This is a genomic window from Nonomuraea sp. NPDC002799, assembly GCF_053592075.1.
Genome location: NZ_JBSFVA010000007.1, coordinates 154749 through 177228, shown reverse-complemented (window position 1 = coordinate 177228; position 22480 = coordinate 154749). Strand labels below are relative to the sequence as shown.

Annotated in this window: 21 protein-coding genes; 14 read left to right on the top strand and 7 right to left on the bottom strand. The window is 72.5% G+C overall.

All coding sequences use genetic code 11. The annotated features are described in order from the left end of the window. Positions 1–7 precede the first annotated feature (7 nt). On the top strand, positions 8–631 hold the full coding sequence (locus ACWD0F_RS16235; protein WP_449876046.1) for a hypothetical protein: 624 nt from the start codon (positions 8–10) through the stop codon (positions 629–631). Between the two features lie 7 nt (positions 632–638). Here the strand turns inward: ACWD0F_RS16235 and ACWD0F_RS16230 are convergent, their stop codons facing one another. The 4 genes from ACWD0F_RS16230 to arfB all read right to left on the bottom strand — a co-directional run bounded on the left by ACWD0F_RS16230 (position 639) and on the right by arfB (position 3305). Next, on the bottom strand, positions 639–1172 hold the full coding sequence (locus ACWD0F_RS16230) for an NADPH-dependent FMN reductase (RefSeq protein ID WP_449876044.1): 534 nt from the start codon (positions 1170–1172) through the stop codon (positions 639–641). 165 nt (positions 1173–1337) lie between these two features. Further along, positions 1338–2267 (bottom strand): acyl-ACP desaturase, encoded by a 930-nt coding sequence (locus ACWD0F_RS16225; protein WP_449876042.1) that lies wholly within the window; start codon positions 2265–2267, stop codon positions 1338–1340. 120 nt (positions 2268–2387) lie between these two features. Next, positions 2388–2783, bottom strand: a complete 396-nt coding sequence (locus ACWD0F_RS16220) for a hypothetical protein (protein ID WP_449876040.1) — start codon at positions 2781–2783, stop codon at positions 2388–2390. A gap of 114 nt (positions 2784–2897) precedes the next feature. Continuing rightward, positions 2898–3305 (bottom strand): alternative ribosome rescue aminoacyl-tRNA hydrolase ArfB, encoded by a 408-nt coding sequence (arfB, locus tag ACWD0F_RS16215; protein WP_449876038.1) that lies wholly within the window; start codon positions 3303–3305, stop codon positions 2898–2900. Positions 3306–3443: 138 nt separating this feature from the next. Here arfB and ACWD0F_RS16210 point away from each other — a divergent pair, with 138 nt between their 5' ends. Next, on the top strand, positions 3444–4232 hold the full coding sequence (locus ACWD0F_RS16210) for a hypothetical protein (protein ID WP_449876036.1): 789 nt from the start codon (positions 3444–3446) through the stop codon (positions 4230–4232). 94 nt (positions 4233–4326) lie between these two features. On the opposite strand, the gene ACWD0F_RS16205 is transcribed toward ACWD0F_RS16210, so the two are convergent. After that, positions 4327–4602 carry a helix-turn-helix domain-containing protein gene (locus ACWD0F_RS16205; protein ID WP_449876034.1) on the bottom strand — a complete coding sequence of 92 codons (276 nt, stop codon included), beginning with the start codon at positions 4600–4602 and terminating at the stop codon, positions 4327–4329. Between the two features lie 156 nt (positions 4603–4758). Between ACWD0F_RS16205 and ACWD0F_RS16200 the strand changes: the two genes are divergently transcribed. From ACWD0F_RS16200 to ACWD0F_RS16180, 5 genes are all read left to right on the top strand, one after another. Continuing rightward, a complete protein-coding gene (locus ACWD0F_RS16200; RefSeq protein WP_449876032.1) occupies positions 4759–5577 on the top strand; it encodes a hypothetical protein in 819 nt (272 codons plus the stop codon). After that, positions 5574–6173 (top strand): HAD family hydrolase, encoded by a 600-nt coding sequence (locus ACWD0F_RS16195; RefSeq protein WP_449876030.1) that lies wholly within the window; start codon positions 5574–5576, stop codon positions 6171–6173. The genes ACWD0F_RS16200 and ACWD0F_RS16195 overlap by 4 nt, the downstream gene beginning before the upstream one ends. Before the next feature lie 41 nt (positions 6174–6214). Further along, a complete protein-coding gene (locus tag ACWD0F_RS16190; RefSeq protein WP_449876028.1) occupies positions 6215–7996 on the top strand; it encodes an HSP90 family protein in 1782 nt (593 codons plus the stop codon). Positions 7997–8055: 59 nt separating this feature from the next. After that, positions 8056–9969, top strand: coding sequence for a hypothetical protein (locus ACWD0F_RS16185; RefSeq protein ID WP_449876026.1), 1914 nt, complete (start codon positions 8056–8058; stop codon positions 9967–9969). Positions 9970–10191: 222 nt separating this feature from the next. Then, positions 10192–11637: an alkaline phosphatase D family protein gene (locus ACWD0F_RS16180; RefSeq protein WP_449876323.1), complete on the top strand. Its 1446-nt coding sequence runs from the start codon at positions 10192–10194 to the stop codon at positions 11635–11637. 79 nt (positions 11638–11716) lie between these two features. Here the strand turns inward: ACWD0F_RS16180 and ACWD0F_RS16175 are convergent, their stop codons facing one another. Continuing rightward, positions 11717–13705 (bottom strand): efflux RND transporter periplasmic adaptor subunit, encoded by a 1989-nt coding sequence (locus ACWD0F_RS16175; RefSeq protein ID WP_449876024.1) that lies wholly within the window; start codon positions 13703–13705, stop codon positions 11717–11719. A 188-nt stretch (positions 13706–13893) separates the two neighbouring features. Between ACWD0F_RS16175 and ACWD0F_RS16170 the strand changes: the two genes are divergently transcribed. From ACWD0F_RS16170 to ACWD0F_RS16145, 6 genes are read left to right on the top strand one after another with little or no spacing between them, the layout of a single operon-like run. Further along, on the top strand, positions 13894–15000 hold the full coding sequence (locus ACWD0F_RS16170) for an efflux RND transporter periplasmic adaptor subunit (protein WP_449876022.1): 1107 nt from the start codon (positions 13894–13896) through the stop codon (positions 14998–15000). After that, positions 14997–15755, top strand: coding sequence for an ABC transporter ATP-binding protein (locus tag ACWD0F_RS16165; protein ID WP_449876020.1), 759 nt, complete (start codon positions 14997–14999; stop codon positions 15753–15755). The genes ACWD0F_RS16170 and ACWD0F_RS16165 overlap by 4 nt, the downstream gene beginning before the upstream one ends. Continuing rightward, positions 15752–17014, top strand: a complete 1263-nt coding sequence (locus ACWD0F_RS16160) for an ABC transporter permease (RefSeq protein WP_449876018.1) — start codon at positions 15752–15754, stop codon at positions 17012–17014. The genes ACWD0F_RS16165 and ACWD0F_RS16160 overlap by 4 nt, the downstream gene beginning before the upstream one ends. A gap of 13 nt (positions 17015–17027) precedes the next feature. Next, on the top strand, positions 17028–17624 hold the full coding sequence (locus tag ACWD0F_RS16155; protein ID WP_449876016.1) for a hypothetical protein: 597 nt from the start codon (positions 17028–17030) through the stop codon (positions 17622–17624). Then, positions 17621–18313: a response regulator transcription factor gene (locus tag ACWD0F_RS16150; protein WP_449876014.1), complete on the top strand. Its 693-nt coding sequence runs from the start codon at positions 17621–17623 to the stop codon at positions 18311–18313. Before ACWD0F_RS16155 ends, ACWD0F_RS16150 begins: the two co-directional genes overlap by 4 nt. Beyond that, positions 18310–19803, top strand: a complete 1494-nt coding sequence (locus ACWD0F_RS16145) for a sensor histidine kinase (RefSeq protein ID WP_449876012.1) — start codon at positions 18310–18312, stop codon at positions 19801–19803. The genes ACWD0F_RS16150 and ACWD0F_RS16145 overlap by 4 nt, the downstream gene beginning before the upstream one ends. Here the strand turns inward: ACWD0F_RS16145 and ACWD0F_RS16140 are convergent. Next, a complete protein-coding gene (locus ACWD0F_RS16140) occupies positions 19788–21161 on the bottom strand; it encodes an FG-GAP and VCBS repeat-containing protein (RefSeq protein WP_449876011.1) in 1374 nt (457 codons plus the stop codon). The two genes, ACWD0F_RS16145 and ACWD0F_RS16140, sit on opposite strands and share 16 nt — an antisense overlap. 67 nt (positions 21162–21228) lie before the next feature. Between ACWD0F_RS16140 and ACWD0F_RS16135 the strand changes: the two genes are divergently transcribed. Beyond that, complete coding sequence (locus ACWD0F_RS16135; RefSeq protein WP_449876009.1) at positions 21229–22458, top strand: cytochrome P450; 1230 nt, start codon at positions 21229–21231, stop codon at positions 22456–22458. Positions 22459–22480: the final 22 nt, after the last annotated feature.

The window sequence follows — 22480 nt, the reverse complement described above, 5'->3', positions numbered from 1 at the left end:
ACGCGACATGACCCGCCTTTATCTGGAGACCGGCCCGAAGAAGACGTTCGCCTGCTCGCTCGACTGGCCCGGCTGGTGCCGGGTCGCCAAGGGCGAGGAGGCGGCCGTCGGCCTGCTGATGGACTACGCGCCCCGCTACGCCGCGGTCGCCGCCCGCGCCGGGCTGGAGTTCGCGCCGGGCGAGCCGGTGGTGGTGGCGCGGGTGGCGGGCAGCGCCATGACGGACTTCGGGGCGCCGTACGCGGTGCCCGATCTGGACGGGGAGCCGGTGCCGGCGGCGGAGGCCGAGCGGGGGGTCGCCCTGCTGCGGGCCGCGTGGGCGTTGTTCGACGAGGTCGCGGCCGTCTCCCCGGAGGAGTTGCGCAAGGGGCCGCGGGGTGGCGGGCGCGACCTCACCAAGGTCATCGAGCACGTCGAGGACGCCGAGCGGGCCTTCGCCAGGAAGGCCGGGGTGCGGCACCGGCCGTACAAGTCCGTCGAGGATCGCGACACGATGCGGGCGGAGCTCGCGGAGGTGCTCGTCCGTCCCGGTGAGCCGCCCTGGAGCACCGGCTGGCCGCCCCGCTACGCGCTGCGGCGCGTCGTGTGGCACGTCGTGGACCACCTGTGGGAGATCGAGGACCGGCGCTGACCGGCCCTCACAACGAGAGCGCCGGCTCCATCACCTTGGCGGGGCAGAGCTGCGCGACCACCGCGCGCACCTGAGCGCGCAGGTCGGCGGCGGTCAGGTGGCCGTCCTCGTCGAAGTGCGGGCAACTGGGCGAGATCACCAGCTCGGCCCCCATCACCACGGCCCCGGCCGCCTGGAGCTGCTTGTACAGCTCGGCCTGGGCCCACATGGCGCCGCAGGCCCGCGCGCTGGCGCTCATCACCGCCACGTGCCGGCCCGCCAGCCCGTCGCGGGCCGACATCCAGTCCAGCGCGTACGTCAGCTCGGCCGGCAGCAGGCTGTGCTCGGGGGCGGTCAGCAGCACCGCGTCCCCGCTCGCCACCAGGCGGAGCAGGTCCCGCGCCGAGGCCGGAACGGGACCGGGAGCGTAGGGCGGAATGTCGCGCAGTCCAGGCCACATCTCGAAGCCGACGTCTTCCGGCAACTCGCCGCCCGCCGCTTCGAGCAACTTGTTGATGAAAGACCCCGCGTGGAGACTTGCGGCGATCCCGATGATTTTCACCCTCTGCTCCCAAGAGGCGCCAGTGTTACCTGGAAACTTGCCCGATGCCTCGGATGTCCAAGACCATCGCCAGGTCAAGAGGCGCACTGGCTTTGCCGCGTGGTGAGCGTCGCGCGCGGGCACCGCCACCCCGCGCGCTCAGTCCCGGCTCCGGCGGCGGCCGGGTCACCCGCGTTCGGCGATGCGCGCCCGGCGCGCTTCCCTTCGCTCCACGAACCTCGCCGCCGTCGTCTCGGTCTTGTCCAGGAACGCGGCCAGCTCCTCGCGCGCCGTCTCGCCCTCGGCGTTCAGCCCGGTCTTGTCGAACACCGCCCACTGCTTCAACACGGGCATGAGCACGTCGTCCAGGTGCAGCCGGAGGTCGTAGATGCCCTCATTCGCGATCATCATGGCCTTGCGGGTGAAGCCCTCGATGCTGGAGCCCGGCATCTGGAAGGTGGTGACCACGTCGGTGACCGCGCGCATGGTCTGGTTCGGGTCGAGCTCGAAGGCCGCCTTCAGCAGGTTGCGGTAGAAGAGCATGTGCAGGTTCTCGTCGGCGGCGATCCTGGCGAGCAGGCGCTCGCAGCCCTCTTCGCCGGAGGCCCTGCCGGTGTTGCGGTGCGCGATGCGGGTGGCCAGCTCCTGGAAGGACACGTACGCGAGCTGCTGGAGCATGGTGCCGTACTCGGTGATGTAGCCGCTCTCCATGTGCCGCATGCGCGCCCGCTCCAGCGCGACGGGGTCGACGGCGCGGGTGACGGTGAGGTAGTCGCGCAGGGCGGTGCCGTGCCGGTCCTCCTCGGCGGTCCACCGGTGCACCCAGGTGCCCCAGGCGCCGTCACGGCCGAACGTCGAGGCGATCTCGTGGTGGTAGCTGGGCAGGTTGTCCTCGGTGAGCAGGTTGACGATGAGCGAGACCCGGGCGACTTCGGGGATCTTCGAGTCGCCCTCCTGCCATGCCGCGCCCCCGTAGATGCCGTCGAAGTCGCGGCCTTCGCTCCACGGGATGTACTCGTGCGGGAACCACTCTTTGGCCATCTTCTCGTGACGGTTGAGCTCCACCGCCACGACGGGCTCGAGCGCGGTCAGCAGCTCCGTCTGAGTCATCGCCATAAAAGATCTTCTCCTTCAGGTTACGGTACCGTAGGTTAGGCTACCCGAAGGACATACCGGTCAAAAAAGGCGGCCTTATCTGACCTGGTGTCCGCAGTGTCCTGCTTGTCGGCGGCCGGCTCAGGCGCCCTCGGCCTTCAGTAACCGGTCGAGTTTGATGCCGAGGTCGAGCAGCTCGGACCGGAGCGACCGGATCTCCTCCGCCACCTCCGACCGGACGGCCGCGAGATCGTCGGCGGTCGCGGGCCGCTCGGCGACCGGTCTCGGGGAGGGGAGGCTCACCGCCCTGCGGACGGCCGCGACCTCGGTCTCCAGGGCTCCGAACTGCTCGATGACCTCGGTCCTGGCGTTCGCGAGCCCGGCGTTGAGCTCCGCGACCGCCGCTTCCACACGCTGGGTCCGCTCGCCGATCTCCCGCAGGAGCTCCCGATCCTCGCCCGGCCGCCCGGCGTGGGCGTGCGCCTCAAGGTCCTCGACACGGAGTTTCAGCTGGAGAATCTCCGCTTGCACGTCCACACAAGTCCGCCTTTGCACCGCTTGGAAGGATGGCCCGGCCACTCACGCCGGCGCCCGGACTCGAATTCTGTCATCACACCGTCGCGGTGCGTGAGCGATCGGGGAAAGAGCCGCTCAGGGGTTGCGGCGCATGCGCTTGACGTCCGAGCGCTGTTTCTTGGCGGCGATGCGGCGCTCGACGCTGCCCCGGCTCGGTTTGGTCGGGCGGCGGCGCTTCGGCGGCGGGGCGATGGCCTCGCGCAGCCGCTGCGCCAGGCGGTGCTCCGCGGCCTCCCGGTTACGGAGCTGGGAGCGGTATTCGGAGGCGGCGACCGTGATGGTGCCGCAGCCGAGCCGGTCGAGGGCCCGGGCCTTGAGCGCGGGCGGCAGCGCGGTGGTGGCGGTCACGTCGAAGGTCAGCTCCACGCGGCTGTCCGTCGTGTTGACGCCCTGCCCGCCGGGGCCTGAGGAGCGGGAGAAGCGCCATTCGAGCTCGGTGTCGGGAATGATCACCGAGTCGTTGACGACCAGCGGGCCGGGCATGCGTGGGGCTCCTGTTCCAAAACGTTCCTTACGTAAGTGTCACCGTATATGTGCCCTATATGCCGGGCACAACGGCATTTTCATTCCCTGCGGTCGCTGCGAACATGTAGGGACCAACCGCAGGAGGGGCGAGAATCCATGCTGCCTGTCTGGGCCGCGGACGCGGGCTTCACCGTGGTGCTGGCCATCGTCTCCGCCGCCGGGTTCCTGTTCCTGCGGTGTCAGGGGAAGGGGCGGCCCTTCGGGCCCAAGGCGCGGTGGCTGACGATCGCCATCGCCCTGATCACCGGAGCCCTGTCCGCGACGGTCGCGCTGGTGAGCGGGGCGGTGCTGAACGACAACCTGGCCACCGTGCTGGGCGCCGTCGCGCCGAGCGGGTTGTGGTTCAGCCAGATGCGGGCCAAGGAGAACGAGCGGCGCTCCGCCACGCGCGAGGCCGCCACGTTCTGGCTGGTGTCGCTGCTGGCCCGGCTCGACGAGGCGATGGCCGAGGACCAGCGGGTCTGGTGCGAGAAGCGGGTGGACGAGTCCTGGAGCGTCTACGAGCTCAGCCTGGCCGCCAACCGCTACCACGACCGGATCGCCGAGCGCCTCTCGCCCGAGGCGCGCAGGCGGGAGCGCGTGCGCGCCCGGCTGGAGGCGATCGAGCGGCGGCTGGACGTGGCGGCGCTGATCGAGGACGGCGCGTCCCGCTCCAAGGTCGTCACGGCGCTGAACGGGTCGCGGCACACGCGGCTGGCCAGGTATGAGCGGTATCTGAACGATCTGACCCGGCTGCTCGGCGTGCTCCAGCACGACGCGGAGAGCGAGGTGCTGCGCCTGCTGGCCGTGGCCTACCGGGCCGGCTACCGGTCGCTGCCGGCGTTCGTGCCGCGCACGGCCGTGGCGCGCGCGTCCGACGCCCCTTCGGTGCGGCGCGCCCGGTGAGCGTGTGCGCAGGCCCCTTCGGTGCGGCGCGCCCGGTGGGCGCATTCGCTCGCCAGGAACCTTCGGCGCGGTCTCCGGTGCTCGCGGCGGAGAATCAGGTGGCGGCGGTGAGCGCGCCGGGGGAGCCCTCGGCGTCGCCGAGCGTGAGCTCCAGCCGGGCGCCCAGCGCGTCGATGACGGAGCCGAGCGTGCGGAGCGTCAGGTTCTCGTCGCCGGACAGGATCTGGCTCACCCGCCCGGCCGAGACGCCCATCGACGCGGCCAGGTCCGTACGGGTGATCTTGTGCTCCCGCATGTACCACGTGATCTCGTCGACGACTTGCTGGGCGAGTCCGCCCACCTCGTCGCGTGCACTACGGCGAAGGGCCATCCCGGTCTCGCTCTCCAGAGCTTTCCGCTAAGTCTCTCCACTTTAGCTCTACCTAAATCTTTAGGCAAGCCTAAAGTTTGGTGGGCTCTCGACGGCCGGTTGCAAGCCGCGTATGTCACTATCTGCCCGCGGAGATCACAGAACTGAGGGGGTCAGGTGGCGGTCATCGTCGGTGTGCACGGGATCGGCAAGTACAACTACTACCTGGAGGCGGGAAACTCCGCGGCCGGCGCCGCGGCGGCCATGCGCCGCAAATGGGACCGCTACCTGCAGGCCGCGCTCGGCGAAGAGAGCGGGGCCTACTTCAGCGAGATCGCCTACTTCTCCCACCACCTGCACGACGGCAGGCCAGGCGGCGCGCCGCGCTCGCCCGCCGCCATGGAGGCCCCCGCGCAGCAGATTTTCGTCAACTGGGCCAGGCAGGCGGGCGTGGGGGAGCACGTCACGGGGATGCTCAAGTCCTTCACCGGCTGGCTGCTGGGCAAGCTGGACGCCAGGTCCGCGGCGTTCGCCAAGTTGTTCGCGCCGGAGGTGGCGGCGTACCTGACCGACGCGGTCCGGCGCGAGAAGTGCCGGCAGGCGGTGGCCGACGTCATCCGGGCGAACCAGCCCAAGGTGGTGATCGCCCACTCGCTCGGCAGCGTCGTCGCCTACGAGGCGCTGGCCTCCGACCCGAGCCTCCACGTCGATCTCCTGATCACCCTCGGCAGCCCGCTGGGCATGCGCAACGTCGTCTTCGAGCACCTCCTGCCGGCTCCCGTCAACGGCCGCGGCGAGCGTCCCAAGGGTGTCAAGCGCTGGGTGAACATCGCCGACAAGGACGACATCGCCGCCATCCCGGCCGCCCTGTGCGACAGCTTCACCGGTGTCGACGCCGAGGAACTGGTCAACCTCGACTGGATCGACTTCCACACGGTCGAGAAGTATCTGGGCTGCCCCGCGCTGGACCCGCATCTGCGACCATTCCTGGCATGACGTGGATAGTCTTCGACTACGGCGGTGTCCTGTCCCTGCCCCAGCCCGAGTCCGATGCCGACGCCATGGCGCTGGCGGTGGGGGCCGAGCCTGAGGCGTTCAAGCGCGGCTACTGGGAGCACCGCCTCGACTTCGACCGGGGCGCTCTGACCCCGCTCGCCTACTGGGCGGCGGTGGTCGGCAGGTCCGTGACCGCCACGGAGACGGCCCGCCTGGTCGCCATGGACATCGCGAGCTGGGCCCACCCCGACGAGGGCACGATCGCCGTACTCGACGACCTGCTGGCGGCCGGCGGCGACGTCGCGTTGCTGTCCAACGCGCCCGTCTGCATCGGCGACGGCCTGGACCAGTTGCCGTGGATCGCCGCGCTCGGCCGCCGCTTCTACAGCGGCAGGATGGGCCTGGTCAAGCCCGAGCGGGCGATCTACGACGAGGTGGCCCGCGGGCTCGGCGCCGACCCGTCGGACATCGTCTTCATCGACGACCGCCCCGAGAACGTCGAGGGCGCCGAACGCGCCGGGATGACCGGGGTGCGCTTCACCGATGCCGCCGCGCTGCGCCGTACACTGGCCGGCGTACGGGAGGCCGCCGGTTAATTCTCGGCGAAATGTCGGTTATGTGATCTAGGGTGTCGCGAGTGGACAACGCCTTTCAAGTCGACCTGCGCGGCGTGGTCGACCTGCTCAGCCGGCACCTGTACGCGAGCCCGCGGGTCTACGTCCGCGAGCTCCTGCAGAACGCGACCGACGCGATCACCGCCCGCCGGGCCGCGGACGCGCAGGCGCCCGCCCGGGTGACCGTGGACGTCGCCGACGGGCTGATCAGCGTCAGCGACACCGGCATCGGGCTGACCGAGGACGAGGTCCACGTGCTGCTCGCCACCATCGGCCGCTCCTCCAAGCGCGACGAGCTGGGCTTCTCGCGTCACGAGTTCCTCGGCCAGTTCGGCATCGGGCTGCTGTCCGGGTTCCTGGTCGCCGACGAGATCAGCGTCGAGACCAGGTCGGCGCGCGGCGGTCACACGGTCCTGTGGACCGGCGGGTCCGACGGCCGCTACCGCGTCGAGCGCGCCCCGGCCGAGCGGGACGAGCCAGGCACCACCGTCACGCTGCGGGCCCGCGCCGACGCCGCCGACTGGGTGAGCGCGCGCACGGTCGAGGAGCTGGCCACGCTGTACGGCGCGCTGCTGCCGTTCGAGGTGCGCGTGAACGGCGGCCGCACCACCCTCGACGCCCCGCCCTGGCTGGAGCGGCACGCCTCCCCGGCCGCCCGGCGCGGCGCTCTCCAGCGCTACGGCGCGGAGTCGTTCGGCTTCACCCCGCTGGACGTCGTCGACCTGAGCGTCCCCGAGGCGGGCCTCACCGGCGTGGCCTACATCCTGTCCGCCCCGGCCAACCCCGCCAGCCGCGGCGCCCACCGCGTCTACCTCAAGCGCATGCTGCTCACCGAGTCCGCCGACGACCTCCTGCCCGAGTGGGCGTTCTTCGCCCGCTGCGTGGTGGACGCCGCCGAGTTGCGCCCGACCGCCAGCCGCGAGGCGCTCTACGAGGACGACCTGCTGGAGCACACCCGCGACGAGCTCGGCCGCCAGGTACGCGCCTGGCTGGTCCGGCTCGCCGAGACCGACCCCGGCGGCCTGCGCGCCTTCCTCGCGCTGCACCACCTGGGCGTCAAGGCGCTGGCCCTGCACGACGACGACATGCTCAGGCTCGTCGACCAGTGGCTGGAGTACGAGACGAGCGCGGGCCCGATGACCCTGGCCCGGTTCCGGGCCACCTTCCCCGCCGGGCGCTACACCTCCAGCGTGGACGAGTTCCGCCAGCTCGCCGCGGTCTCCGGCGCGCAGGGCGTCGGCCTGGTCAACGGCGGCTACGTCTACGACGGCGAGATCCTGTCCGGCCTGTCGAGGATCGACCCGGACGTTCGCCTGGCGCGGCTCGACCCGGGGGAGCTGGCCACCCACCTCGGCCCTGCGGAGCCGGAGGCGGAGATGCGGGCGCGCCCGTTCCTCGCCGCCGCCGCCCGCGCGCTCGACCCGCTCGGCTGCGAGGTGGTGCTGCGCGACTTCGACCCGGCCTCGCTGCCCGCCCTCTACCTGACCAGCCGCGCCGCCCAGCACCACGCCGACCTGCGCGAGGCCCGCGACGCCGGCGACGAGTTGTGGGCGGGCGTCCTCGGCGCGCTGGAGCGCACGGTCGCCGCCGACCGGCCGCAACTGGTGCTCAACCACCGCAACCCGCTCGTCCGCCGCGTCCTCGGCCTGCCCGACCTGGAGCTGGCCGCCACCGCCGTGGAGTCCCTGTACGGGCTGGCGCTGCTGCACGGGCACCACCCGCTGCGCCCCGCCGACACCGCGGCGCTCAACCGCTCGTTCCTCGGCCTGCTCGACTGGGCCGTCCAGGGGAGCACACATGACTGACGTCCGGGCCGTCCGGGGGACGCACATGACCGACGACCGGGCCGTTCACGGGGGCACGCATGACTGACGACGTCCGGGCGCTGCTCGCCGAGGCCGAGGGCATGCCGTACGGCGAGGCCAGGAGCGTGCTGGTCGAGCGCGCGCTGCGCGAGGCCGAGGCACGGCGCGAGCACGTCATCGAGGCGCGGCTGGCCCTCACCACCTGCTACCAGTTCGGCGGCGAGCCGGTGAAGTCGTTCGCCACCTTCTCGCGCAGCCTGACCGACCACGACGCCGAGCCCGGCAGATGGGACGAGGAGCAGGCCCACCGGCTGCTCTGGCAGTTCAAGTGGATCATGGGCTCGGTCCGGCGGTTCCCCGAGATCCCGCTGCCCCGCGCGCTGGCGCTGCAGGAGGAGATGGAGCGGCGCTACCGGCAGGCGGGCGACCTGATGCACGCCGTGCACGCCGCGCGCTGCAACCTGGCTTGGCACCTCGGCGACGAGGCGGGCGTCGCCGAATGGTTCCACCGCTGGCGCACGACCCCGCGCGACCGGCTGTCCAACTGCCAGGCGTGCGACATCGGCTCGCAGGCGTTCATCCTGGCCGGGCTCGGCCGGGACGAGGAGGCGGTGGCCATCGCGGAGCCCGTCGTGTCCGGCCGGTTCACCTGCCGCTCCCAGCCGCAGAGCATCCTGTGCGTGCTGCTGCCCATCTACGTCAGGACCGGGCGCCTCGACGCCGCCGCCGAGGCGCACCGGCGGGCGTACCGGCTGGTCCAGGGCAAGGTCCCCTACCTCGACGACGTCGGCGACCACCTGCGCTTCTGCGCCCGCACCGGCAACGAGGCGCGCGGGCTGGAGATCCTGGAGCGGGAGCTGCCGCTGCTGGAGCGCCCGCCGTCGCCCGACCAGGCAGCCTGGTTCATGATGGGCGCCACGCTGGTGCTGCGCCGCCTGGAGGAGACCGGTCACACGGCTCTGACGGTACGCCGTTCCGGCGCGGACGTGCCGGTGCCCGTGCTCCGTGCCGAGATGGAGGCGGGCGCCCGCGCCATCGCCGCCCGCTTCGACGCCCGCAACGGCAACGACGTGCACACCCTGCGCATGGAGGCCCGGCTGGCCGCCACCCCCTTGGCCGAACGGCTGCCGCTGGTGCCGCACGCCCGCCGCAAGGTGACCGGCTCGCCCGAGGCGCGCTGGCGCAGCGGGATCGCCGCCATGGACGTGCGCGATCTGGAGGAGGCGGTGGCCGGGTTCACGCAGGCGGGCGACGGGGGACGGGCGGCGCTGGCGCGGGTGGACCTGGCGCGCGCGTACCTGGAGACCGGCCGCCCGCTGGACTCCGCCGAGGTGGCTGAGGAGGCCGTCCTCCTGCTCGCCACCGCGCCGGAGAGCGTGAACATCCCTGGGAACATCCCCGCGGGCGCCGTCACGGCCGCGGCCGGCGACGGCGGAGAGGGGGCGAAGACGCCGCAGGACGCGGCCCGCCGGATGCTCGCCCGGGCGCTGACCCAGCTCGGCGAGGCGGGCCGGGCGCTGGACGTGCTGCTCCCGCTGGACGACCCGGAAGCGCTGATGGAGGCCGCCGAGCTGCTCTCCGGCAAGGACGACGACCGGGAGGCCGCGGCGGCGTTCGCGGCGGCGGCCGAGCTGTACCGGCGCGACGGGGACCTGCTGCCGGCCGGCCACGCCCTGCGCAGGCACGCCCGGTCGATCTACTACGCCTCCGACCACGGGCCCGAGATCACCGCCGCCTACGAGCGGGCCAGGCAGGTGCTCGACGAGGCCGCCGCCGCCTCCGTCGAGGGCGCGGCGGCCGAACGGGCGGCCCTGGTCTACGACGAGGCCTCCGCCCTGTGCTGGCTGGGCCTGCGCGAGGCCGCGATCGTCCGCTGCCAGGAGGCGGCCGACGCCTTCCGCGAACTGGACGACCAGGCCGCGTTCGAGCTGGCCGTCGAGTATCTGGAAGAACTTCGCGAACAGGACGACTGATGCTGTTCACCCGCCCTTGACTCCAGGGTCACGGCGGAGTCAGCGGGGGCGGACATATCTGTGGACGTGGACCGCAGAGCCTTCCTGACAGCGGCGACAGCCGGCCTCCTCCTCCCGCGGACCGCCGTTCCGGCGTCCTCCGCCACCTCGGGGCGAACCCTTGTCCCGGCGTCCTCCGTCACCTCGGGGCGAACCCTCGCCTCGGACCCCTTCACGTTGGGCGTGGCCTCCGGCGACCCCTCGGCCGACGGCTTCGTCCTGTGGACCAGGCTGGCCGCCGAACCGCTGAGCGGCGACGGCCGCGGCGGCATGCCCGCCCGCGACCTGGACGTGGACTGGCAGGTCTCGTCCGACGAGCGCTTCGCCAAGATCGTCAAGTCCGGCACGGCCACCGCCGGGCCGCGCGACGCCCACAGCGTCCACGTCGAGCTGAACGGCCTGGAGCCCGGACGCGACTACTTCTACCGGTTCAGGAGCGAGGGCCGGCTCTCGCCGGCCGGCCGCACCAGGACGACGCCGACGGGGGAGACGCCGCTCACGTTCGCGGTGGCGGCGTGCGCGCACTACGAGCACGGCTACTACACCGCCTACCGCCGCCTCGCCGAGCAGGAGCCCGACCTGGTGGTGTTCCTCGGGGACTACATGTACGAGTACGGCCCGAGCGGCTACACCGCGCTGGCCGGCCGCGTACGCACGCACACGCCCGGCAAGTGCGAGACGCTGGCCGACTACCGGCTGCGGCACGCCCAGTACAAGAGCGACCGCGACCTGCAGCGGGCGCACGCGGTGGCGCCGTGGCTGGTGGCCTTCGACGACCACGAGGTGGAGAACAACTGGGCGGGGCCCGTCTCCAGCACGGGGGCGCCCGGGTTCGCCAGGCGCCGGGCGGAGGCGTTCAGGGCGTACTACGAGAACATGCCGCTGCGCCGCGCCAGCGTCCAGGGGGCGGTGCTGCGGGTGAACCGGCGGATCTCCTGGGGGACGCTGGCGCGCTTCCACCTGCTCGACACGCGGCAGTTCCGGGACGACCAGGCGTGCCTGGACGGGGTACGGGCCGGCTGCGACGACCGGCTGGCGGCCAAACGCACGCTGCTCGGGAGCGACCAGTGGCGCTGGCTGGAGAGCGGGCTGCGCGAGTCCGGCGCCCGCTGGAACCTGCTCGGCCAGCAGATCCTGATGGCGCAGCGCGACTACAAGGTCGGGCCGGGACGTGAGGTCAACCTGGACTCCTGGGACGGGTACGCGGCCGAGCGGACCCGGCTGCTGGGGTCGTTGTCGGGCACGTCCAACCCGGTGGTGCTGACGGGGGACGCGCACATGCACCACCTGGCCGAGCTCAAGGCCGACTTCGACGACCCGGACTCGCCGGTGGTGGCCAGGGAGCTGGTGGCGTCGTCGATCGCGAGCGACGGGGACGGGTACCGGGACCGGACGTGGATCGCCGAGGCCCTCCAGGAGAATCCCCATATTTCCTATATCGACCAGCGGCGCGGCTACCTGATGGCGCGGCTCACCCGGGACGAGCTCTCGGTCGACTTCCGGACCCTGGACTACATCTCCCGCAAGGGCGCCCCGGCCAAAACCGCCCACCACCTCACCATCCCGGCCACCACCGCCGCCGCCCGCGCCGCGGCGGCCGGCAAGGCCGGGACGCCCAGGGTTGGCTGAACGTTTGCTGGGAGCACGCTGAGGATCCGCTCAACGCCACGGGCGAACCCGCGCGCGTGCCCGGTCGCATCCGCCCTGGTCAGGCGTCTGGCCAGGCGCCTTCGGGGAACTCGCCCGAGGTGCCGCCCGACATCACCACCTGGTCGCTCTCGCTCAGCCCCGACTTCACCTCGACGTACTGATCACCACGCACCCCCGTCTGCACCACCTTCGCCAGGTCGCGATCGCCCGAGCGGACCGTGACCACCTGAGTGCCGTCCGACCGGGTACGGACCGCCGACGCGGGCACGTAGACCGCGTTCGCGGCCTCGTCCGTGGTGACCGTCACCGAGGCGGTCTGGCCGAGCATGAGGCCGGTGGGCGGCTGGTCGAAGGCCAGGGCGACGGAGTAGCGGACGAGCTGGCCGTCCACCGTGGCGGTCGGCGCGATCGACGTCACCGTCCCCTCGTGCCGCTCGCCGCTGCGGGTGGCCAGGGTGACCTGGGCTTTCTGGCCGAGCTTGAGCCGGTTCACGTCCGACTCGGTGACCATGGCCTGGACCTGGAGTTCGTTCAGGTTGCCGAGGCTGATGAACGTGCTGGTGCCGGCCGTGTCGCCGACCGCGCCCGCCACCGACAGGACCGTGCCCGCCGCAGGAGCGACGATGCGGGTCGCCCGTACGGCGTCGGCGGCCTGTTCGAGGGCGGCTTCGGCGCGGTCCACGTTCGCGGCGGCCTGCTCCTCGCTCATCCCGCCCTTGGCCGCCGCGCCGGTGCCTCCGCTGGTCCCCGCGCCCGCGTTGGTGCCGGTGCCCGCGTTGGTGCCCGTGCCGGCATTGGCGCCGGTGCCCGCCCTGGTGCCGGTGCCTCCCGTGCCGCCGCTGCCGCAGGAGCTCTGGGACGGGCGGGAGGCGCCGGTGCTCGACTTACCCGTGGGCTTGCCGCTCGCCGACGGCTTGGCGCCGGTGGAGGGCTTGGCGGAGGCGGAGGGGGACGCGGTCGTGGACGGGCGGCCGGTAGAGGGGCTGCCCGTGGAAGGGCCGCCGGTAGAAGGGCTGCCCGTGGACGGGCCACCGGTGGAGGGGTTGCCTGTGGAGGGACCGCCGGTGGAGCCACCGGTCGGGGTGGCGGTGACGGTCGCGGTGACGGTGGCCGTCACCGTAGCCGTCACGGTGACCGTGGCCGTCGGCTGTGGTTCGTGGCCGGTGGGCTTCGTGGTGGGGCCGGTGGTGGGTGTCGTGGTGGCCGTGGGGTGCCCGGTCGGGCCCGTCGTCGGATGCGGCGATGCGGTGGGATGCGGGGTGGAGACCGGTGTCGTCCTCGCGGCCGCGGCGGGGGCCGGCACGGTGGGCCCGAGCGCGCCGCCATTGGCCCGCGTCTGGGCCGAGCCGGCGGCGGGCGCGGTGGTGACGGGCGCGGTGACGGGCGCGATGACGGCGGGCCCGGTGGTGGCGGGTGCGGTGGCGTTGGGTGCGGTGGCGGCCGGGGAAGCGCCGCCGGCACCGGTCCCGCCGTTCACCGCGCCGCCGGTGGCACCGCCGCCGGGGGCCGCACTGCCGCTGGCCCCGCCGCTCGGGGCGCCGCTGGGAGCACCGCTCGGGGCGCCGCTGGGCGTGCCGCCGGTCGGCTGGGTGGTCGCCTTGCCCGCAGGCGTGGCGCCTCCGCCGGCCGGGGTGCAGGTCGCGGGCGTGCCCCCGGCGTTCCCGGTGGAGCCGGCAGGGGAGGCGGCGGCCGTGGCCGCCTCCTCCTGGGTCTCTTCGGCGGCGGCCAGGTCGGCCTTGGCCGCCTCGTACGCCTCCCGCGCCCCCCTGCCGTCGATCCTGGCCAGCACCTGGCCCTTCTTCACCTTGGTCCCGGGCTTCACGGACACCCTGGTCAGCGTTCCGGAGGAGCCGAACGCCAGGTCCCTGCGCGAGCCGTCCACCGTGCTGCCCGCCGCACTGACCGAGGCCGTGATCTGCCCGCGCTGCGCGGCGGCGAGCCGTACCTGGACGGCGGCGGGTGTGTCGTCGTGGAGTGCCAGCGCCAGGCCGGACCCGGCGACGAGCACGGCCAGGGCGAGGCCGCCCAGCACGAAAGTCGGTCTCATGACCGTTCATCCTGGCGCAGGAGGTTCGCGCCAGGCTGCGAGCATCCTCAGAGTTACCTGTGTGCCCGCCGGGGAGCCGGGGTTGTCAGCGAACGTTCAGCTAGCTCGCGGCTGCGGCGCAGCCTTGTGTGCAAGGGTCACCCGCTGTGAAGGTGTCGACAAGGCGCAGAGCGCTGATTACCAACGGAGTGCTTGCGGTGCTCCTGCTGGGCGGTGGCGTGATCGCCTACGCCCAGCTCGGCACGGGACAGGCCGCGAGCGAGACGACTGTGCGGACGGTCACCGCGGGCCGCGGCTCCGTGGTCGCCTCGGTGTCCGCCTCAGGGGCGGTCGAGAGCTCCAAGTCCCGTGCGCTCTCGTTCGGAGCGAGTGGCACGGTCGAGAAGATCTACGTCAAGGCCGGTGACAAGGTCGCCAAGGGCGACCTGCTGGCCAGGATCGACGACGCCGCCGCCCAGGAGAACCTGTCGGCGGCCAAGGCCACCTACGACAGCGCCCTGGACGACGGCACCGACACGGCCCAGCTCTACGCCGCCTACATCAAGGCACGCAACGCCTACCGCGAGGCGCAGCGCACGGTCGCGGCCACCGTCCTGAAGGCCCCGTTCAAGGGCACGGTCACCGCGGTGAACGGCTCCGTGGGCGCGACCGCCTCGGGCTCGGGGTCGGGCGGAAGCACAGGACAGAGCACGGGCCAAAGCTCGGGGCAGAGCACGGGACAGAGCACCAGCGGCTTCGTCGAGATCGCCGACACCGGAGCCCTGCAGCTCGTCGGCACCTTCACCGAGTCGGACGTCGGCAAGCTCAAGCAGGGTCAGGAGGCCACGGTCACGTTCGACGCGCTGCCCGGGGTGACCGCCTCCGGCGAGGTCACCCAGATCCAGCCGGTCGCCGCCACCAGCAACAACGTCGTGCAGTACCCGGTCACGGTGACGTTCACGAAGGTCCCGAGCCAGGTGCGGCTGGGCCAGACCGCCACGGTCGAGGTCGTGACCGGCCAGGCCGAGAACGTCGTCACCGTCCCGTCCACGGCGGTCTCCACCAGCGGCGGCCAGACCGCCGTCACCGTGCTGAAGAACGGCCGGCAGACCAGGACACCGGTCGAGGTCGGCGTCCAGGGCACCGCGCTGACGGAGATCAAGTCCGGGGTGTCCGAAGGCGACCAGATCGTGCCCCCGGCGGCCACGAGCACCACCACGAACGGCAACCAGCGCGGGTTCGGCGGCGGCGGCTCCGGGTTCCCGGGCGGCGGCGGCGTGCCCGGCGGCGGCGGCATGCCGGGAGGCGGCCGATGACCCCCCAGACGCTGGAGGTCGTGCCTCCCATCCCCGTGCTGCGGGTACGGGACCTCGTCAAGGAGTACGGCGAGGGCGACGCCAAGGTACGCGCCCTGCGCGGCATCACCCTGGACGTCGAGCGAGGAGACTACGTCGCCATCATGGGCGCCTCCGGCTCCGGCAAGTCCACCCTCATGAACATCCTCGGCTGCCTCGACGTCCCGAGCTCCGGCTCGTACCTGATCGACGGCGCCGACGTCGGCCGCCTCGACGAGCACCAGCTCGCCATCCTGCGCAACCGCCGGGTCGGGTTCGTCTTCCAGTCCTTCAACCTGATCCCGCGCATGAGCGCGCTGGCCAACGTCGAGCTGCCGCTCGTGTACGGCGGCATCGGCCAGGCCGAGCGCCGCCGGCGCGCGCTGGCCGCGCTGGAGCAGGTCGGCCTGACCGACCGCGTGCACCACGAGCCGAACCAGCTCTCCGGCGGCCAGCAGCAGCGCGTGGCCGTGGCCAGGGCGCTGGTCACCGCGCCCGCGCTGCTGCTGGCCGACGAGCCGACCGGCAACCTCGACACCGCCTCGACCGGCGACGTCCTGCAGATCCTGGACCGGCTCAGCGAGTCCGGCCGCACGATCGTGGTCATCACGCACGAGGACGACGTGTCGGCGCACGCCAAGCGGGTGATCAGGCTGGTGGACGGAGAGATCGTCGAGGACCGCCGCCAGGCACCCGTGGACGGCCCGCCGCCGCGCATGGTGGAGGTGGCCAAGTGAACCAGCTCGAGATCCTCCGCTTCGCGCTGCGCGGCCTGCTGGCCAACAAGATGCGCAGCGCGCTGACCACGCTCGGCATCCTCATCGGCGTGGCCGCGGTCATCATGCTGGTCGCCGTCGGCGAGGGCTCCTCGCAGAGCATCCAGCAGAACATCCAGCGCCTCGGCGCCAACACCCTGACGATCTCCCCGTCGTTCTCGGGTGGCGGCGGAGGAGGCGGGGGCGGCGGCGTACGGGCGCCGGGCGGCGGGGGCGGGAACACCGGCCCGCGCACGCAGGCCAGGCAGCTCAGCCTGGCCGACGCCAAGTCGCTGACCGACAAGACGACGGCGCCGTCCGTGCACAGCGTCTCGCCGGTGGTGAACGCCTCGTCCTCGACGGCCGCGTACGGGGCCGCCAGCCACGCCATCGCGCAGTTCGTCGGCACCTACCCCAGCTACTTCGAGGCCACGAACAAGCCCGTGGCCAAGGGCACCTACTTCTTCAACGACGACATCCTGGCCGCCAGGAAGGTCGTGGTGCTCGGCCAGACCGTGGTGGAGGAGCTGTTCGGCACCGTCGACCCGATCGGCAAGCAGGTCAGCGTGTCGGGCGTGCCGTTCACCGTGGTCGGCGTGCTGAAGGAGACGGGGTCCAGCGGCATGCAGGACGCCGACGACGTGGCCATCGCGCCGCTGCCGGCCGTGCAGCAGAGCCTGAGCGGCTTCGGCTCGCTGAGCTCCATCGTCGTGCAGGCCTCCGGAGCGGAGACCACCACGGCGGCGCAGTCCGAGGTCACGGCTATCCTCAACCAACGACACGGCATCACCGGCAACAACCCCGACTTCCGCATCCTCAACCAGGCCACTTTGCAGGAGACCGTCAGTGAGGCGACCGGCACCTTCACCGTGCTGCTCGGCGCCGTCGCCGCGATCTCGCTGCTGGTGGGCGGCATCGGCATCACCAACATCATGCTGGTCACCGTGACCGAGCGCACCCGCGAGATCGGCATCCGCAAGGCCATCGGGGCGCCCAGGAGCGCGATCCTGGGCCAGTTCCTGATGGAGGCCACGCTGCTCAGCCTGGTCGGCGGGCTGTCCGGGGTGCTGATCGCGTTCCTGGGGACCAGGTTCACCATCGCCGGCATCGAGCCGGTCCTCGTGCCGTCGTCCGTCGTCCTGGCGCTAAGTGTGTCGGTGGGGATCGGGCTGTTCTTCGGCAGTTATCCCGCCAACCGGGCGGCCAAACTCAGGCCGATCCAGGCCTTGCGCCACGAGTAAGGAGAAATGCGACATGGCCCAGCTTGACTCCTCCCCCTTCCCCGACGACGACCTGCGGGAAGAGCTCGCCGTACAGCCCAGGAAGAGCATGTCGAAGGCGACGCTGGCGCTGGCCGCCGGCGTGGTGCTGGTGGCGGGCGTCCTCATCGGCATCCAGGCGGACAACCTCTTCGGCTCGGAGGCGCCCGCCGGGGCGCAGCGCCCCATGGGCGGCGGGTACGGCCAGCAGCAGGGCGGCCTGCCCCCCGGTTACGGCGGCCAGCGCGGCGGCGGCCAGCAGCAGCCGGGCGGCCAGCAGCAGCCGGGCGGCGGCGGCCAGCCCGGCACCGGCCAGCAGCCCGGCGGCGGCCAGCGGATGGGCGGCGGCACCGTCGGCACCATCGAGAAGGTCGAGGACGGCAAGGTCACCATCAAGACCATGGACGGCTCCACCGTCACCGTGACCACCACCGACCAGACCGCCGTCCAGATCTCCAAGCAGGCCAAGGTGTCCGACCTCAAGGCCGGCACCACGATCGTGGTCCGCGGCCAGCAGGGCGGCGACGGCTCGGTGGCCGCGCAGTCCATCACGCAGGGCGGCCAGGGCTTCCAGGGAGGCGGCCCGCGATGACCGAACCCGAGGCCAGGCTGCTGGTGGTCGACGACGAACCCAACATCAGGGAGCTGTTCTCGGCCAGTCTGCGCATGGCCGGGTTCGAGGTGCTGACCGCCGCCGACGGCAAGGAGGCGCTGCGGGTGGCCGAGGAGAGCACGCCGGACCTGGTGATGCTCGACGTGATGCTGCCCGACCTCGACGGACTGGCGGTCGCGGGCAGGTTGCGCTCCCGCGGCCGCCGGGTCCCGGTGCTGTTCGTGACCGCCAAGGACACGCCGGAGGACCGGCTCGCGGGGCTGGGGCTCGGCGAGGACTACGTGACCAAGCCGTTCAGCCTGGAGGAGGTCATCGCCAGGATCAGGGCCGTGCTGCGCAGGACCCGCCGCGGCGCCCCGCCGCCGAACCGGCTCCAGGTGGCCGACCTGGAGCTGGACGAGGAGAGCCACGAGGTGTGGCGCGACGGCATCCCCGTACGGCTGTCGCCCACGGAGTTCCGCCTGCTGCGCTACTTCATGCTCAACGTCGGCCGGGTGTTGTCCAAGTCGCAGATCCTCGACCACGTCTGGAACGGCGACTGGCGCACCGACGTCGGCCTCGTCGAGTCCTACGTCTCCTACCTGCGCCGCAAGATCGACCTGGGCGACCGCAAATACCTGCACACGCTGCGCGGCGTCGGTTACATCCTGCGGCCTCCGCGCCTATGACCTCGGTGAGGAAGCACCTCTCGCGGACCCCGCTGTGGTTGCGGCTGGTGTCGGCGACGCTGCTGCTGGTCACCCTCGCCATCACGCTGACCGGCCTGTTCGCCGTGCGGCTGTTGCGCGGCTACCTCGTCGAGCGCGTCGACCAGCAGCTCCGCGCCGCCACCGGCCCGTTCCGCGACGCCCAGCCACCGCCCGACGACCCCCGGCCGGGGGTGCGCCCGCAACGTTTCCCCGGCCTGTTCCACTCCGCGGTGCTCGACTCCGGCGGCGTCACGATCAGGACGCTGACCGAGTCGACCGACGAGGACAGGCCCGCCCTGCCCCGCCTGACCGGCGCCGACGTCCTCGCGCTCCAGGGCCGTCCCTTCACCGTCGAGTCACGCGCCGCCGGCGGCCCGAGCTGGCGGGTGGTCGCCGTCCCGGCGCGCTTCGGCGAGAGCAGGGTGATCGCCGTCAACCTGGGCGACGTGGACGGAACGGTCTCCCAGCTCGCGCTGATCGTGGCGTCCGGGGGCGGCGGCACGGTGATCGTGCTCGGCTTCGCCACCTACTGGATGGTCCGCCGGAGCCTGCGCCCGCTCCAGGAGATCTCCCGGACGGCCCGGGACATCGCCGGCGGCGACCTGTCCCGCCGCGTGCCCCTGTGGGCGGGCACCACCGAGGTCGGCAAGCTCGGCCGCTCGCTCAACACCATGCTCGCCCGGATCGAGTCGGCCGTGCGCGAGCGGGAGTCCGCCGCCGAGTCGGCCCGCGAGTCGGCCACCGCCGCCCGGCGCTCGGAGGAGCTGATGCGCCGCTTCATGGCCGACGCCTCGCACGAGCTGCGCACGCCGCTGACGTCGATCAGGGGGTTCGCGGAGTTGTACCGGCTGGGGGAGAGCAAGGACCTGGCCGAGGCCGTGCGCCTGCTGCGGCGCATCGAGGGGCAGGCGGCCAGGATGGGGCTGCTGGTGGAGGACATGTTGCTGCTGGCCAGGCTCGACCAGCGGCGCGAGCTGGCGATGCGCCCCGTGGACCTGCTCAGCCTGGCCGCCACCGTCGTGATCGACGCCCAGACGCTGGCCCCCGACCGGCGGATCGAGCTGGTGCGGCTGTTCGGGGGCGAGGGGGAGGTGGTCGTGACCGGCGACGAGTCCCGCCTCGGGCAGGTGCTCAACAACCTCGTCACCAACGCGCTCGCCCACACCCCGCCCGGCACGCCCTTCCAGGTCCGCGTCGGCGTGGAAGGCGACCAGGCCGTGGTCGAGGTGGCCGACGAAGGGCCCGGGTTCTCGCCGGAGGTGGCCGAGCGGGTGTTCGAGCGGTTCTACCGGGCCGATCCGGCGCGCAGCTCGGGCGGCTCGGGGCTGGGGCTGTCGATCGCGGCCACGCTGGTGGAGGCGCACGGCGGCATCGTGATGGCGGAGTCGGAGCCCGGCGACGGCGCGCTGTTCAGGGTGATCCTGCCCGTCTCGGGCGAGGGCCCTGGGATGCCTCAGCCGAAGGTGTAGCCGTACAGGCCGGAGCCCTCGCTCAACCGCCGCACCTTGCCCAGGCGCAGGCCGGGCCTGCGGGAGCCGGGCACGTACATGACGAGTCCCTGGTCGGGGGCCGCCACCACGAGCCCGTACACCGGCCGCTTGCTCAGCGTCCGATACCGCTCGTTCAGCGGCAGTGCGGCCAGCGCGGCGCCGAAGTCGCGTCCCTTGCCCTTGACCAGCAGGTTCCCGGTCCTGGTGAGACCGCCCGACGCGCGGCCCATCAGCACCTGCACGGCCCGCTCCCCGGGCACGCCGATGGCCAGCTCGTCCCGGCCGTCGCCGTTGAAGTCCCCGGCCGCCAGCGCCGCCCCGAAACGGTCGTAGTAGCGCGGCACTCCCTCAAGGGTGTTCTGCGACCAGGCCTCGCTCCTGTGCGCCGTCAGGCCGCTCCCTGAGCCGTACAGCACGTCCACGGTGCCGTCGCCGTAGTCCATGGCCCGCTGGTTCGCGCTGAGCCCCTCGCCGGGCACGCCGACGGCCAGGTCGGCCTTGCCGTCGCCGTTGAAGTCGCCGGTGGCCAGGGCGGCGCCGAAGCCGTCCCACTTCTCCGCCGCGCCCTTGATCCCGGCCGTGCTCTGCGTGAGCAGCCGGGCCCGCTCGCCGCGCACGTCGATCACGGTGACCGAGCCCTGCCCGTCCAGCGTGACGCTGTCGGCGGGCGCGCCGGCCACCAGCTCGTCGCGCCCGTCGCCGTCGAAGTCCCCGGTGGTCAGCGCGGCGCCCCACTGGTCGGTCACGGCCGCCGCCTGCCGCACCCACGGCGTCTTCTGCGTGATCCGGTACGGCTTGCGGCCCTTCATCCAGTACACCGTCACGGCCCCGCCCGAGCGGTGGCCGGGCGAGCCCACGACGAGCTCGTCGCGGCCGTCGCCGTCGAGGTCCCCGGCGGCCAGCGCCGCCCCGAACCGGTCGCTCGACGGCTTGGCCGGCGCCAGCTCCTCGCCCGCGACCAGCCCGCCGGCGGACCCGCGGTAGATCTGCACGACCCCGTTCCCGTCGCCGCCCGGCACCCGCCGCCCGGCGAACTCCTCCGACACCCCGACGGCCAGGTCGGCGCAGCGGTCCCCGTCGAAGTCGCCCACGGCCAGCGCCGAGCCGAACGAGTCGCCGGGCTCCGCGCCCCGCTGGGTGAGCTTGACCCGCTGGCCCGAGCCGTACATCACGGTCACGGAGCCGGCCCTGGAGCCGTCGTAGGGGGCGGCCACGGCGAGGTCGGGGCGGGCGTCGCCGTCGAAGTCGAGGGGGTGCCCGCCGCACGACCGGGCCGCGGCGGCCGGCGTGCCGGAGAGGAGAGGAAGGATCAGGGAGGCGGCCAGCAGCGCGTTCATATCTGGAGGTATGTCCGCCGCGCCCGAACCACGCCTGAACACCGTGGGAACGTGCCAGGATAGATGAGTGGACATCGACCTCGCCGATCTGGACTTCTGGCGCAGACCCCCCAAAGAGCGTAACGAGGCGTTCGCCCGGCTCCGGCAGCTCGACCAGCCGGTGTTCTTCCCCGAGAAGAAAGTGCCGTTCCTGCGCTCGGGCAAGGGCTTCTACGCCCTCGTCCGCCACGCGGACGTGGTCGAGGCCAGCCGCAACGCCAAGCTGTTCTCCAGCGAGCCCGCCGTGACCAACCCCGAGCCGCCGGGCTGGGTGAAGCAGGTGTTCGGCGAGTCGATGGTCAACATGGACGACCCGCGCCACGCCCGCCTGCGCCGGATCGTCACCCGCTCGTTCAGCCCGAAGATGCTGGCCGGCCTGCAGGGTGACATCGAGGCCGCCTGCGCCCGCATCGTCGACGGCGTCGTCGCGGAGGGGCCGCGCGACTTCGTCTCCCAGGTCGCCGCCCGGCTCCCCATCCACGTCATCTGCGACATGCTCGACATCCCGCAGGACCTGCGCGCCAAGGTCCACCAGCACGTCGACGTCTCCACCGCCTACACCGGCGTGCGCCCCAGCCTGGCCCGCAGCGTGCGGCTTGCCGGCCAGAACATGCTGGCCCTGCTGGCGCTGCAGCGCATGGTGATCGGCCTCGGCCACGAGCGCGTCGCCGAGCCCAAAAGCGACCTGGTCTCCCTGCTGGTCAACGCCAACCCCGACGGGGAGAAGTTGTCGGACAAGGAGCTCGGCTCGTTCTTCGCGCTGCTGCTCGTCGCGGGCAACGAGACGGCCCGCAACACGATGGCCCACGGCATCCGGCTCCTCACCGAGAACCCGGCGCAGCGCGAGCTGCTGACGAGCGACTTCGACGCCCACATCAACGGCGCGGTCGAGGAGATGGTCCGCTACGTCTCGCCCATCATGCAGTTCAGGCGCACGGTCACCGAGGACTGCTCGCTGCGCGGCCTGGAGCTGAAGCAGGGCGACAAGGTGGTCCTGTTCTACGGCTCGGCCAACCGGGACGAGTTGGTGTTCCCCGACGCGGACACCTTCGACATCACCCGCGAGACAAAGCCGCACGTCGGGTTCGGCGGCCCCGGGCCGCACTTCTGCCTCGGCGCCAACCTGGCCAGGCAGGAGCTGCGCTCGATGTTCCGGGAGCTGCTGACCAGGCTGCCGGCCATCCGCTCGGTCGGCGAGCCCGACCTGCTGCTGTCCAACTTTGACAACAGCGTCCGCAGCCAGGCGTTCACCTTCTAGCCGCCGCCCTGGTCGCCGTCGC